At 36.1% G+C, this 15,616-nt stretch carries 10 protein-coding genes; all 10 read right to left on the bottom strand.

Annotation, left to right across the window (positions count from 1 at the left end; translation table 11 throughout):
- Window positions 1-37: 37 nt before the first annotated feature.
- The 10 genes from A8L32_RS15560 to A8L32_RS15515 all read right to left on the bottom strand — a co-directional run bounded on the left by A8L32_RS15560 (window position 38) and on the right by A8L32_RS15515 (window position 15,616).
- Entirely contained in the window at window positions 38-2,209 is a 2,172-nt protein-coding gene (locus A8L32_RS15560; RefSeq protein WP_075590948.1) for a sulfatase-like hydrolase/transferase, read from the bottom strand.
- A gap of 135 nt (window positions 2,210-2,344) precedes the next feature.
- On the bottom strand, window positions 2,345-3,721 hold the full coding sequence (locus tag A8L32_RS15555) for a cellulase family glycosylhydrolase (RefSeq protein ID WP_075590947.1): 1,377 nt from the start codon (window positions 3,719-3,721) through the stop codon (window positions 2,345-2,347).
- Window positions 3,722-3,735: 14 nt separating this feature from the next.
- Window positions 3,736-4,707, bottom strand: coding sequence for a cellulase family glycosylhydrolase (locus A8L32_RS15550; protein ID WP_083631369.1), 972 nt, complete (start codon window positions 4,705-4,707; stop codon window positions 3,736-3,738).
- 13 nt (window positions 4,708-4,720) lie between these two features.
- Window positions 4,721-6,349 carry a glycoside hydrolase family 9 protein gene (locus tag A8L32_RS15545; RefSeq protein ID WP_075590945.1) on the bottom strand — a complete coding sequence of 543 codons (1,629 nt, stop codon included), beginning with the start codon at window positions 6,347-6,349 and terminating at the stop codon, window positions 4,721-4,723.
- A gap of 11 nt (window positions 6,350-6,360) precedes the next feature.
- Window positions 6,361-7,590 carry an AGE family epimerase/isomerase gene (locus tag A8L32_RS15540; protein WP_233145493.1) on the bottom strand — a complete coding sequence of 410 codons (1,230 nt, stop codon included), beginning with the start codon at window positions 7,588-7,590 and terminating at the stop codon, window positions 6,361-6,363.
- Window positions 7,590-8,975 (bottom strand): sialate O-acetylesterase, encoded by a 1,386-nt coding sequence (locus A8L32_RS15535; protein WP_075590944.1) that lies wholly within the window; start codon window positions 8,973-8,975, stop codon window positions 7,590-7,592. The genes A8L32_RS15540 and A8L32_RS15535 overlap by 1 nt, the downstream gene beginning before the upstream one ends.
- Before the next feature lie 12 nt (window positions 8,976-8,987).
- Complete coding sequence (locus A8L32_RS15530; RefSeq protein WP_198931796.1) at window positions 8,988-10,385, bottom strand: glycosyl hydrolase; 1,398 nt, start codon at window positions 10,383-10,385, stop codon at window positions 8,988-8,990.
- 89 nt (window positions 10,386-10,474) lie between these two features.
- Window positions 10,475-12,634: a glycan-binding surface protein gene (locus tag A8L32_RS15525; protein ID WP_075590943.1), complete on the bottom strand. Its 2,160-nt coding sequence runs from the start codon at window positions 12,632-12,634 to the stop codon at window positions 10,475-10,477.
- A gap of 29 nt (window positions 12,635-12,663) precedes the next feature.
- Window positions 12,664-13,896: a glycan-binding surface protein gene (locus A8L32_RS15520; RefSeq protein WP_075590942.1), complete on the bottom strand. Its 1,233-nt coding sequence runs from the start codon at window positions 13,894-13,896 to the stop codon at window positions 12,664-12,666.
- 19 nt (window positions 13,897-13,915) lie between these two features.
- Window positions 13,916-15,616: a RagB/SusD family nutrient uptake outer membrane protein gene (locus A8L32_RS15515; protein WP_075590941.1), complete on the bottom strand. Its 1,701-nt coding sequence runs from the start codon at window positions 15,614-15,616 to the stop codon at window positions 13,916-13,918.

Genomic DNA, 15,616 nt, shown 5'->3' with positions numbered 1-15,616 from the left:
TTATCTTAGTTTGGTACGTGACTTTATTTTAACGTAATCAATTCTTTATTAACAAATTTACCTGAGAGCCACACTGATATCCGGATTTACTGGTATACATTGCATTTATTGTGTGCAAACCCAACTCCTGTATTTTCAAGACATAACCCTTTTGTACAGCACTTGATTCATAAATTTTATCAAAATCTACAAATAATTCAACTTTTGATATTTGATTTATATTATCTGCCGAAAAACTTAATTCTATTTCTTCATTAGGTTTGGCATTAATGGTAGTACCATATACACCACTATTTGTGCAAAAATTAAATGGCGCATGACTTATGCCTACTTGCGTAGCTAAGTTTTGTGATGGCATAAAAACTTTTATCTCTGGATTCTTTATCACTTCAATATCTTTATTTGTAGGTACCCTATGAACCAAAATATTCTTCATCCAGTTCATGGCTTTGTCAGTTTTACCCAGCGATTGCAACTGAATGGTTAAGGTTTGTTTACCTGCAGGCAAATGCAAAATATCCGATTTTAGCTTTTTGCGATGATTTATCTCAAAAGAAGTATGAGCCTTTTCTGTAAATAACTCCAATGTTCCTCCTAAATCCTTCTGATCAGCATCAATAAAAATATCGGCATAATAATCGCCTTCTTCTAATACATTAATTTGGTAACTTAAAGAATTGCCTGGCGTATCCCAATTGGTGAATTCAAAGCCTGATCCGTCATCTCTTTTTAAACTTCCTGTTTTGGATGAAATACCATCTAAATTAATAAAGGTAGCCCGTTCGTTCCAATCACCCACATTATAGGTGCAGCTTTTAAAAGCATGTGGCGAATCCAACATATCTTTATACCAAGCGGATAAAGTATCTTTTAATGTTTCTCTGATTTGAGGAAATTCATTGATCACATTATGCGCTTCTTTTTCATCTTTGCTTAAATCATACAACATATAATCAATTCCATCTCTTCCATTAAGTTTATGATTTAAACGGACTAATTTAAAGTTTTTATGGCGCACATACATTTCTCGTATCTCAGGCTTATCCATGTTTATTTTATCCGTTGAAATACGATACAAGTTGGTATTATCGAAGTAATAACGCTCGTCTAAATTACTTGTTTCTCCTAATAAAAGAGGATATAGACTTTGCCCATCAATAGGTAAATTTGTGTCAGGAATTTTAAAGCCACATAAATCAGCTAACGTAGGTAAAACATCAATTACGCCAGCAACAGTTTCAATCTGCTTTCCAACTTCTAACTGCCCTTTCCATCGAATATAACAAGGGGATTTAACTCCTCCCTCGTATATATTTGCTTTGGTACCTCTAAGCTCTTTTGCCCAACCTCTTATGCGTTCAGCCTTTTCTTCTGCGTTCATACGTCGTGTTGAATAGGTCAGATCAAAACCTGGTGAGCAACCATCATCTACCATAAACATGATAACCGTGTTTTCATCTAAACCTAATTCGGTAACTTTATTGGTGATGCGGCCTATGTTATTATCCAATACTTCAATCATGCCATATAAGCGAGCTACATGGTCGGTATACCCTTGCTTTTTATATTTTACAAATAAATCATCAGGGCAATTAAAAGGCTCATGAATAGATTGATATGGGATATAGCAAATGAAAGAGGTATCACGATTTTCTTCAATAAATTGAATGGCATTATCAGTAATTACATTGGTGATAGGTCCATCTACATTTACCAACTTATTGTTGATTAAAACATTCGTATTGTTATACTGATAAAGGTTAGATTCCAGCCCCACATCAAAGCCACGATTCCATGAGTGATACCCTACCGATTTTCCACTGTGCCACTTACCAAAAGCTCCAGTTACATAACCTGCATCTTTGGCTAAATCAGCAAAAGTTGTTTCATCTGTATGAATAAAATCTCGCCCCCAATGTACACCCCAAACACCAGTGCGTAAATGATATCTCCCCGTTAATAAAGATGCTCTGGTAGGTGCACAGGCTCCTGCACTCTGATAAAAGTTAGTAAAGCAAACTCCTTCCTCTGCTATTTTATCAATAGCCGGTGTTTTAATTTGCGTATTGCCTTCGTGGCTAATATCGGCATAGCCATAATCATCCACCAATATTAAAACCACATTGGGCTTATCGGGTTTCGAATCTGCTTGCTTACAGGAATGCATAGCAACAATAAATACAAAGGCTATAAATATTTTTAATTTCATAGGTTCAAATCTAGAATCGTGGTTATAAAAAGAGAATGAGTTTTACTGTCCGCTATACTCAAACCAATTAAAAAATGCTTTGGCTTTGCTTTCACTTGTTTGCTCCCAAAGCATTTTCTCATCATAAAATTTGCTTTACGGATTAGTAGCATTTAGTATAGCTTCTGCTATTTCAGGGTAAACCCATTGATTATTACTGCGGTTAATTAAGCCAAAATGACTTGTCACTCCGTTATCCCACCAAATAGGACAAATACCACGACTAATACATCCATTTGCATAATAGCCCGCATGCTCAACTCGTGCGGAAAAATTATTATGATTTAGGTTACCCCACTCGCCCATCACAACAGGAATACCTTTATCAATAAAGGCTTTTACCACCTTATCAAATTCAGCATCCATTTGAGCTTTTTCTTGAGCGGTTCCCCATTCTGTGTTATAATTATTTTCAGCTAAGGCAAACTTGTATGGAAAATAGCTATGTACGGCTGCAATTAAGTTTTTTGAAGAAGGAAAAACCAAGTCATCCATGGCCGCCTGAGATGTAGAAGCTGCATATGTTGAAATCATGATATAACGATCGGTATTATTACCTCCCGTATTACGAATAGCTGTTATCGCGGAATCATGAAATTGATTGATGCAATCTCTACCTTCCGCTGTTCCTCCGCTCCATTCCTCGGCAGAGCCTTTAAGACGTGTTTCATTGAGCGTTTCAAATATCAGGTGCTCATCATATGCTTTAAGCTGTTGTGCAATTTGAGCCCAAACCTTGGCCAACTGATCTTTAGCTCGATCTACTTCGGCATAGGTGGGAATAAGCCACTCTTCATCATGATGGATATTTACAATCACGTACATGTCATTATCCAGTCCGTAATTAACCACTTCCTCTACCCTATTTAAAAAGCTTTGTTCAATGGTATATTCAGGTGCTGCACCCATATTATATTGCCAGGTAATAGGAACCCTTAACGTTTTAAACCCTTTTGCTTTAACAGCATCAATGAGCGCTTTAGATGCTTCGGGATTTCCCCAATACGTTTTATCCGCATTTTTGGTATCCAAAGTATTACCTAAATTCCAGCCAACACCCATATCGGCAACAAACTTCATTCCATCGCCACTGGGCACATAAACTTCTTTAGTGGTAAATGATATCTTTATACTTTTTTCCAAGGGAACATCAAAAGTATTTATTACAGCTTCTGCAGGTATATTTATGGTGTAAGTAGTATTTGCTTCAAGTGTTTCTTCAAACACAAGCTTGGTAAAAGAAACCACCACACTAGCTGCTTCATCATTAATTGTAATACCATGATCTGAAACCAATTTAACCACTTCATCAAAAACTACTTCAATATCTGTTTGGATGGATACATCACTGGCATTATTTTCAGGATTACTCGATTTAAATACAGGAGCAGGCTTTGACTCCTCTTTACTGTCTCCGCATGCAACGCAATAAGTCAGCGTTAATAGTATTACTAGATATTTAATATACTTCATCTTTCTTATTTTAATTATTTAAACACACTGGCTGCTTTTGCCGTTTGTTTTATTCCTTTGGGTGAGTTAAAAACATCTTCACCCCATTTTGTTAAAGATTTCCAATCTCCATATTCTACTAAATCCAGCCATTTATTTTCTTTATTATTTCCAGTCCACGACCAAGCTAAATATCCAATTTGTAAACTATCACAAGTGTGTAATATTTGATGATGGTTGACCATGCAGTTTAAATTGTTATTCCCGTCATTATAGTTATAACCAAATTCACCAACAATAATAGGTAATGAGAGGCTTTGGGCTTTAGACAAATCACGAATGATTTTTTTCTCATCATTCCAAGAACCATACATATGTACCGAGAATAACAAATTGTGCAATGGATCATGGTTTATTAAATCTGTACCATATTTTAATATAGGCGAACTATTTTGTCCCCAACCTGGCGCATCAATTACAATCACCGATTGAAGACCTTCGCTTCTGAGTAAATCAATGCATTTTATATAGGCATCTCTCCAGTACTCATTTGTCATTTCATTATCGCCCCATTCGTTGGCAATATTCACCAACAAGTACTTTTCATATTTACGAATGATTGTTTTCATTTCAGGGCTCACATAAAACTCCGCTAAATTATACAATTTAGTTGCAGAGGTATCTCCTGTAGCATCGTGTAGTTCCACCATCGGAATCATTTTCAAATCAATACATTTTTGAAGGATGCTATCCAAGCCTTGCGCTGGCTTATGACTTTCCCATACAATCCTAACACAATTAACGTTTTGCTGAGCAATTGACTCAAGGCTTTTATATGACATCTCCAAATGCCAAGCAAATGGCACATTTACACCACACATTATAAACTCGTTATTGTTTGCATCTATTAAATGCCTACCTTCAGTTTTAAATGTACCTCTATCATTACTCGAATTACAAGATACCAACACCAGCATTACAACCGCTATCTTTATTAAATTCATCATTACTTATCTTGTTTTAGTTTTGAACTGCCACTAAAGCATAAACCCATGCAGCTTGCCAGTTGATAGCAATTTCATTGTGGCTATAACTACTTTCCTTATCAACCCAATCGATTGCTGTATGTCCTCCTCCCACTATATAACCAGGCCAAGGATTTTTATTTTTATCGGCTCCACTTCTACGCGAATGCGGGTATAATGGAGGTTGATAACCTAAACCTGTGATGTATGACCTACCATAAAAATTACGCCCCAAAAGGTGAGCAACAATGTTAGTTGTGGCCTTTTTATATTTTATATCAGGTGAAATTTCATTTGCTACCTGAAGGTTTATGGTTTGTCGAGCCACAGTACCATTACATCCCCAATAATACTTATCAAAGGAACGTCCGTACGCATCATTTACAGTTCCATTTACCAAAGTATCGGCTGCTTGAATACAAGCTTTTTCTGCTTCCTGAACCAAAGCCATATTTCTATCCTTACTCTTGGAAAGCACATATGCAAATACACCCAGATTGGAAACATTATCCCAATCCCAATTGGTAACAACCTTTGTATTAAATTGAGTAAAACGTTTTTCAAAATCCTGTAAATATCCGTTTTCACCTGTTGTAACCCACATTTCGCTTGCTGCCCATAAACGATCATCTTTATCATTGGTTTGGTATCCACCAGTAGTAAAGTCATGCTGTATAAACGGGACATGATCGGGGTATTTTTTTAGGCATTCATAACTTAGTTCAGCGGCGCTTAAACATTTATTGGCATACCATTTATTATAAGGTTTAAAAACACGAGAAGCCATGGCCATCATAGCCACAAAATCGGCTGTTGCAGCAGTACTCCAACTAGTAAAATAACGTTTCTTATTATCCTTTTCAGGCATGATAAAACCCGAAAAATTTTTTCGTGTTAACTTATGAGATACTTTCCCTGAACCATCAGGATACTGCATCTTAAAAAGAAAGTCTATTTCATATTTTATTTCCTTTAAAAAGTCAGGCAGGGCTGTTATCTCTTTGTCTTCTGGTAAATCTAAATTAAGGTCCTTAAGTGTTGATTCGAATTGTTGCCACGCCAATAACAAACTAGCTACTGTAACTCCAGCATTCACTGTATATTTCCCATAATCACCCGCATCATGCCAACCTCCAACTCCATCTTTATATGTTTTGTCCGGATCATAATCCAAATAACCATCTTTGAGATGACAGGCCTTGTGATGAAAATGCTCTCCTTTATACTCTCCAGAAACAGCCATACCACATCGCCATAAATAGAAAGCTTTGGTAGAAACTTTTAAAGGCTCTAAAAAAACATTTTCATTAATTTCAAAGGCAGGAGATTGCTCTGAACCTACTTTTATAATGAATGTTCCTCGCTTTTTAAATTCCGAAAAATCAATTAAACTATATTTTTCCTTGGTATCATTTTGCCATTCCTCTTCGCCAGTGCGTCCTTCGAATACCACTTTATTATCTAGGGCATCTATTAATTGAAATGATGAGTTAGCATTTCCTATAATAGTGGCTATTTTATCATCCAGAGGTTGATAACCAATGGTATTTACTCTAATTGATTGCGAAAGCGAACTCGTGATATTTAGTACGAATAGAATTAGTATGGTAATGAATACTTTCATGGTAAAATGTTTTATTTTAGTTTCATTGATTTAATTCGAGTAATAGCTTCCATTAAGGCTCTTGAATTATGATATGGGCATTTCCAAAAGCCTACTTTAGGAAGTGATATATCAGGATTTCCATTTTCATCTACTTTCCAATACCACTCTCCATTTTTTTCATCTTTGATAAAATTTAAAATGAATTGCCATATTTTGTTGGCCGCATTCATGTATTTTAATTCCCCAGAGTTTTGAAAAGCATCTATAAAACCAACCAGAGCTTCCGCCTGTGGCCACCAATGTTTATCTGTATCTAAATGTCCATTTTCAAGTTCATACACCATACTGCCGTCCACATCTAAGCCCGATAAGAGCGTAATCTCTGCCATGTTTAATGACAATTTCTTCATTTTATCCATCAAATTTTGATCTTGGATAACATGTGCTGCTTCGTTGAGTAACCAAGCTCCTTCAATATCATGTCCGTAGGAAACTATATTTGATTTTACAGACCAATCATAATCAAAAAACAGATTGAAGTGATAGGTCTCTGTATCTATAATCTTGTCCTTAAAAACCCTTATCTGTTCTTGAATGCTCTCTTTTAATACCTGGTTAGGCCAAACTCGAAAAAGATTAGTGTATGGCTCAATAATGTGTAAGTGAGTATTCATTGATTTTGGCTCATTAGCATCTTTATCGCTTAAGCGCATATCTTCTAAAGCTTGCCAATTATCACTTAAAGCCTCTATGTAACCACCATGTTTACTGCACATATAATGGTTTTCTATTAGCTTAAATAACTCAATGGCATAATTTAAGCTTTCTTGATTCTTGGATGCTTTATAATACTCAGAAAACCCATAAATGGCGAATCCCTGTGCATAAGCTTGTTTACGATTATTAAGTACGGAACCATCCTTATTTACGGACCAATAAACTCCTCCATTTTTTTTATCCCAAAAGAATTTCACCAAGTAATCATATGCTCTTTTGGCTAAAGTCAAATACTCGGGTTCTTTTAAGAAGTTATAGGCAGCTGAAAAAGTCCAAAGTAATCTAGCATTCAACACCGCACCCTTTTCTGTAGCCTCTGTTTGCTTTCCTTCAGCATTCAACTCAGCTACAAAACCGCCATTTACATCGTCGCAAGTATTTTTGCCCCAAAACTCTAATATGCTGCGTAACTCTCCCTCTAATTCTTTAATTTTAGGAATATTTACATTGATCATAGAAGTATTTAAATCATTTATATTCATTACTCCATATCTTTTTCTGAAGTAAAGCAAGAAGCAGGTAAATCCTCATTATTAAACAAACCAGGTGTGGCAGAACTGCTCCATGCAAAACGAACTCCAACAGGTAGTTTTACTTTGGAATTAGATACTTCAATGGTGTTATTTTTGATTTTGGCTTTGGCAGAATACCAATGACCTTCATTATCTTTTACTTCAAACATATTTAAGGCATCTCCTTTTACATAAAGGCCTTCTGAATAATCGAATGTTACAATTACTTTTTTGCCATTGGTAGAATATGATTTATATATCGGGCCAGAAACAGGTAACTGTGACTTTCCGTATTTCTTATTTAATGCCAGATTCGCAAAACGAATTCCTGCATCAATTTTATTTCGAGGGTGGATATCAATGGTGTCACCAATGTCGCTAACCACTACCATTCCCGTTTTATCTATAACATTTAATGCTCTGCGCTGAGCTTCGCGAACCATCGCCCCTGAAGTTGGACCGTAACCATTCCAAGGCGCAATTTGAGCATAATAAAAAGGGAAATCGTGATTAAAACCTTTGCGCCATGAATCCACTAAGGTTGATAACATTTGAGTATATGCTTTAGGATTAGCTGCATTGGTTTCTCCTTGATACCAAAGTGCCCCAGCAATTTTATATGGTTGTAATGGATGTACTAAAGCATTATATGCCCTACCAGGTTCGTGGGCACTCCATTTCATTTCTTTAATTTTTTTCGATTCTTCGAGTAAATATTCATTCTTAGTAATTCTCTCTTCAGGAATCCAAATTTCAATTGGCGAACCACCCCATGCATTGCTGATTAAGCCAATCGGTACATTTAAGGAATCTTTAAGTGTTCGTCCAAAAATATAACCAAGAGCACTAAAGTTTTTCATGGTTGCTGGTGAACAAATAGTCCATTCACCTTCTAAATTATCCTGTGGATAGTTGGAAGCTCTTCTGTTAGCTTTAAAAAGTCTGATATTGGAATGATTGGCATTTTTAATTTCTTCCTCGCCATTAATTATCCCGTAGCTGGCATTCCATTCCATATTTGATTGACCAGAAAGCAGCCATACCTCTCCCATCAAAACATCATTTAGCACTATGGTATTTACCCCAGATATGGTTATTTTATGTGATTCTCCAGCCTCCGGCGTTTTCAGACTTATCGACCAATTACATTGGCTATCTCCAACAGCTTTTATTGTATCAGTAGTCCAGGAAGTAGTTATTTTTATATGTTCTGTTGGGTTCGCCCATCCCCATAATTTCACCTCACTATTTCGTTGCATTACCATATGGTCGCAAAAAATTGCGGGTAAGGATACTTTGGCGTGAGCTATATTAAAAGCTGAAAAAATCAGCAATAAGAAAAACAATCGCTTCATATATCTTTTAAATTATTTGAGACTTGGCATTTCGTCTCTTGTTATTACTTTTTCGTGATTAATAGCATCTATCCACCAGGCAGCATTGGCAAATTCATGATCGGGACTAGTAAAATCCGCATTGTTTATATCTTTAGTTCTATCATGATCGCACCATGGCATAAACCAGGACCATTTTGCTGCGGCATTCCATTGACTCGAAATATTGGCTACATTTCCACATTCACTTAAAGTAATCATCTTGTTTGGGTAGGAGGTTTGAATAGTTTTAAATAAAGTAGCTAATTCGTCTATTTCGTTTTTGTTATAAACATCTTTGCCTATAATATCTACATAGTCATCTCCCGGATAAAAATCATGATCTTTAGTTTGCGTGGTCCAAACCCATATTAGGTTATTAACTCCTTTATCTTTAAAGTAGTTGAACATATATCGCCAAAGCGATACATAAGCTTCGCCTCCTTCCATTCCCCACCAAAACCAAGCTTTACCGTCATTATATTCATAAATATTACCTGCGGCTTCATGCAAAGGGCGCCAAACAAGTGGAATATTTTCATCTTGGAATAATTTGATATAGCCAATCAATTCATCAAAATCAGCTGTAGCTACTTGATTTTCCCAAGTACCTTCTATAGCTACATTGGATGGTTTAAATTGAACTTTTACGCCATCATCATTTTCAAGACGGAAAGTAAATTCGGTAATATCTGTAATTTCTTGAGTTGGTGGAATATTCCAGTGCCAAGAAGCTGTAAGTAATCCATTGTTGTTCCACCAGTCTTTTAAAACTCCTATTTCATTATAATCTATCCAGTTGGCAGGTGACCAATGTAAAAATAAATAATCGATGCCCAACATCGCAGGATATTTATTAGTATGATACTTTACCCATTCTGCTTCATTGGTGTCCATAGCACCATTACTTACTACAGATGATATGGTATTTATTCCATAATTATCCTTTAAAAAGTTGTAAACATTAACTGCTTGTGAAGATGGAGATTCTGTTACTAGGTTTTCTGTAATAATAGTTTCAATATTTTCTTCTGTTGTAAAGGAAAATTGTTGCTCTTGCTGAAGAAAAATTCCGAAAGTATTTACAACAGCTCCTTTGGGAATTATTATTGAATAAGTAGTTTCTTTTTGCAGTTCAAGGGTAAATATAAGTTTAGTTTGTGATGCCTTTACATTTGCTTCATTTCCATTTATGGTAATATTATGAGTATTGTCAAGTGATATTACTTCATCAAACACAACCTCAATTGTGCTTACAATAGGTACATTTATAGTCCCATCTTCTGGAGTAGTCGATTTTATAACTGGTGGTTCATGAACTTCTTTGTCCGTATTTGATGAACAAGCTACAAAAAGATATAAAACACAAAGTATTGCGATAATCTTATTCATACAATCTCTCTCCATTATCCTAAATATCATGTTTTGAAATAAAACGAGGTTGTTAAAAACAACCTCGTTTAACTAATAGTTAAAATTCATTACTTTATTTCAAATCTTACATTATCTATGCCCATATTAACTTTAACAGATACTCCTGAAGCCCAAATCATGCCAAATTCAGTTCCTCCTTTATCAGCACTTGGCATAACATTTCCGCTACCATCTTTAAACTCAGATAGAGGAATCTCTACAGAAATCCATCCTTCTGTTTTGTATCCATCAGCATTTCCTGCCCATGGTTTCCATTCGTACCAATATCCATCGCCTCCATCATCAGAAGAATTACCCATTCTTATTTTTAAAGCACCTTCATTTATTGCTTCTCGAATATTCACATCAAACTTGTAAACATCTCTTGATACATCAACACCATCAGTAACAAAATTATTACTACCATTCCTAAAGAATAATCCGTCCCAATTACCATCTCCACTCATTCCATCAACATTCCAAAATGATGAACCATCTGCAGAATTAGCTTCATCGACCAATATTCCACTACCAATTGCATTACCCCACCATGAATCTTTACTTCCGGTTCCATTAAAATCAAAAAATACTAATGTTTCATTTTCAACAGGATCAATACCTCCAAAGAATAGCTCAGGTAGTAAACCCTCTTCTCCTTCATAGGTTATCATCGAAATTTGACCAAAACCTACGGGCACATCTTCGGGCACATAAACCTCAACTTTAGAATCATTTTTCTCACCATAAGCCGTTGCGGTATAATTGCCCGGAAATATTAACTCTTTAATAAGATCCATTTTGGTTCCATTAAGTGTTAATATTTTACCTGGAACACCTTTCGATTCAGAAAACGAAATAAAATTTGGTAGATTTTGGAGTACTTCTAATTCTCCAGAAGACATGACCTCTGTGCCATTGATTGCTATTAATTTAATGGCACCAGTAATAGCACCTACCGGGATAGTTACCGTTAAGTCTGTTTCTAACTTCGATATAATAGCGCCTTCAATATCTCCAGCAAATATTACTTTTTTAACTAAATCAAGATCTGTTCCGGATATAACAACATCCGTATTTGGTTTTGCTGAACTTGGAGCGAAAGAAGTGATTACAGGGTTAACCAACGTTAACTCTCCTCCTGAAACAGATTTACTAGCTTTCGTTTTAAAGACAACTTCTCCTGTTAGAGCAGCATCAGGTACGGTGACCATGATTTCGGTTGCACTTCCTCCTGCTTCAATGGTTCCCATTGCTTCACCAGCAAATTGAACTTCACTGATCAAGTCTAAATTTTCACCTGTTACAGTAAGCGTTCCTCCATTTTTAATTGTGGTTGGAGATACAGAGAGAGTAGGCACAACCATTACTAAATCATCAGAAGAAGTAACCATTAGGCCTGATGCCAAATTAAGCATCACCTTACCATCCATGGCTGATTCGGGAACTTCAACAACAATCGTAGAACCATCTTCTTCAAACTCTTCTACCTCTAAATCACCTCCAAAGGTTATACTTGTTACTAAATCTAAATCAGTACCAGTAATGGTTAAGTCAGAACTAGCTTTAACAGGATTAGGTGCAATAGCTGTTAAAGTAGGAATCGTTACACTTAAGTCTGTTTCGGAATAAATAATAATTGGTTCATCGGCACCATTTGAAACAGCTATTTTACCTGTTTGAGCTTCTGCAGGAACCTCTAAAGTAAGTTGTTTGCGTGATTTTGTTATAAACATAGAGCTATCTATAGCCACTCGGTCAGTAAAAATCACTTCACCTACCAGATTTAAATAGTCACCATCAATGGTTAAAACAGCACCTGGCTTTATTGATTGAGGCGTAAAACTAGCTATTGAAATAGGTTCAGAGAATCCTATTTCGGTTTTAGTGGTAATACTAGTTTCTCCTGCTAATAATTCTACATAGCCTTCAACAGCTTCTTGCGGAACAGTTAGCATGATACCTTTTTTATCCTGTGCAGTAAACTCAGAACTAATAATTTCAATACTTGGAGGGATAATAATACTGGTTACTTTATCCAGATTTTCTCCAATAAATTGAAGCTCGGCTCCTCTAGCTATAGGCATTGGCCCATAGCTGTATAATGTTACTTCGTTTGTACCGTTTTTTTCATCCTTTTCGCAAGATGTTAAAAGCGAACCCAAACCTACCATACCAATAAGGCACAGCAATAAGTATGTTTTAAAATGTTTTATATATGTCGTTTGCATAGCAAATCGTTTTTTAGTGATCAAATAATTTACATTGGTACAATTCGAATATTATCAATACACATATGTACTCTACAATCCTCTCCTTGAACGCCTCCGTTCCATACAAAAAAGGTAAGTCCACCAAGCATTTCTGTAGTTACATTAGCTCCTGCATCAGCACCGCTCGCTGTATAGTGAAACTCGGACATAGGTATAGCAACTGTAGTCCAACCGTCGGTACTATAAGAGCCAGAAGAAGCCCATGGAATCCATAACCCGCGCGGAACACTATCGTCACCAATATACCCGTTTGTTCCACTCACTTCATAAGGTGTAAATATCATTTGTAATGCAGCAGATTTCCAATCTTCAAGTATGTTAACTTCAAATTTTAGGTAAGCACTATTTAGATCGCCATCATAAAATGGTTCATCTGTCCGTCCGTTAGAAGCATTCCAAAGGTTAAAACTAAAAGCGTCTTCATTCCATGCTCCTTCAGTCATATCTCCTTCAAATCGCACGTAATTATCTTTAATACCAGTAGGGGTTGAATTGGCAATATTACCAGATCTCCATCCTCCTGCAGCATCCAAGTTATCCCAATCAAGAATATAATTTCTATCATCGCGGAAATAAAATGAAGAACGTGAAGAACCATATATACTCTTTACAGTAAGCTGTCCAACACCTGCTCCTGCAGGTACTTTAACTACTATTTCATCAAAATTACTACTCACACTAACCACTTCTCCTGATAATTCACCTGGAAAAATAACTTCTAAAGGAACATTAGGATCATCGATAAAGTAACTTCCTTTGATTACGGCCTCTTCTCCATCTGATACAAACTCGCATAACATGGAGTTTGGGGCAGGCGGGGGTACGACTACTTGAAAATCATAGGTAACAGTATCTTTACCTGCAACCATATAAATTTTGTCAGAAACAACACCTGGAATTTCATTAGGAATCGTTACGATAAGAGAGTTAGCAGTCATAAAACTGGTGTTTAAATATGCTTCCTTATCATTAAACCACATTTCTGTGATACTAGTAAGGTTATCGCCGATTAGAGATATAGTCGCATTTACAGCTGCACTCACAATCAGAGAATCCGATTTATCAGGGTCGGTCATTCTAATGTAATTTACATCAGGTACACCACTACTTATTTCGTATTCATGCGGATACTCTTCGCATGATTGAAAAGTCACTCCTACTGACATGCTTACAAGTACCAGGAGTGCTATAAATATATTTTGTTTACGTATCGTTTTCATATTAAACGTTTGAATTGAATTAATTATAACCAATTGAACCAAAATCAAAGTCTACCGGATCATCCATTAAACCAGGATTTAATGATAGATCTACCTCGGGGAACGGAATTAAGAAATCATCGTCCGTCAAACCTGTTACTTTATGACTATTGATTTCCAAGTTTGATGCATCATTATTTATATAAAAATCATCCAAACCAGCCCATGATCCACGCTCTTGATCTTCAATGATCGCAATAGCTACTGATGGTTTATAATAATGAAGTCTAACTAAATCAAACCATCGGTCTCCTTCTAAGGCAAATTCTAATCGTCTTTCCAAATCAATATCATCAAAATCAATGCTCACCGCGTCCACATGATTGGATTTTAAAGCTCTTGCTCTAACATCATTATAGGCTTTTAAAGCACCTGCATCTGTTGTAGAAGCATTATTTCCTAATACAGCTTCAGCATAAACTAAATATACATCGGATAAACGCAGAAGATGAGTATTTAAAGGAGTATGCATTCTGTCTAAGGTTCCGTAACCTTGAGCAGCTGCATCTGCTAATCGGCCTACAATGTGTTTAGCACATCCTGAACCAGTGCCACTCACAAAAGCTAAGCTACCTCCATAAATTCCTTCAACTGTACTGTCCCAATTATAGATAAATCCACCAATTTCAGTCCACCAATGATCATATCTATCACTATACATCATTATAGTAGCTTTACGTCGGGTGTCACGTAAATTTCTGGTTAATTTATCTGCGCCCTCTTCAAAAGCAGTTTGTAGATCAATGGTTGGGTAACGCCAATTACCCCATGACATAACTGCATCAGAAAAGTTTGTCATAGATAAATCGGATTGCATAGAGTTTTGAGAAGTCCATTGCGTACCAACAGTCCATTGCCAAGTTATTAAACTTTCTTGGTTGTTATTTCCTATCAATTGAAATAGCTCATCATATTCAGGATGTAAAGCTTTACCACTTTCATCGATAACTATTTTTGCATATTTAGCAGCATTGGCCAAATCAGAATCATTACGAGTACCGCTCATACCATAACCCGATTTAGTCAAGTATACTTTAGCCAACAGACCGCATGCACTATATTTATCTATTCTTCCTGTAGCATTACTTTCTGGCAATAAATCAATGGCATCTTCTAAAATTAAAGTAATGTACTTATACACATCCTCAATTTTATTACGCTTAAGTGTAGCTGAAGAGTTGTCTGCAATAATGGCTGCATTATCGTGAATAATAGGTACTGCTCCAAAACAACGTACTAGGTAAAAATAAGCCATTGCTTTCCATACCATGGCTTCACCTTTAACTGTATTTTTAGCTAATTGTGTAACCGCAGATCCCGATTTAGCATCTACATTTTGAATAACACCATTACAATATGCGTTAACAGACCATAATGACGCCGAAGCATTTGCAATTACTGGATCAGAAGAATTTAAGGTAAAATTCGTATAACCATCTTCAACCGATACTACGTAGTTACCCGCTAAACAATCGCCTATTTGAATAAAACCACGTTGAAAGTCGTACCAAGGAGAGTTATAAATTGGATTAACTGATTGATACAACTGCTCATCATTTTGATAGAAACTATCGATGGTATATGTATCCTCTGCTGGTCTATCCAAGAAATCCTCACAAGACACTGCTCCACCCATTATTAGGATGGCTATAATTAATAATTTTATATTATATATTTTCAT

Origin of the sequence: Labilibacter marinus (assembly GCF_001659685.2) — a bacterium.
Taxonomy (GTDB): domain Bacteria; phylum Bacteroidota; class Bacteroidia; order Bacteroidales; family Marinilabiliaceae; genus Saccharicrinis; species Saccharicrinis marinus.
The sequence above is the reverse complement of the archived record's forward strand: the minus strand, read 5'-3'. Positions and strand labels throughout refer to the sequence as shown.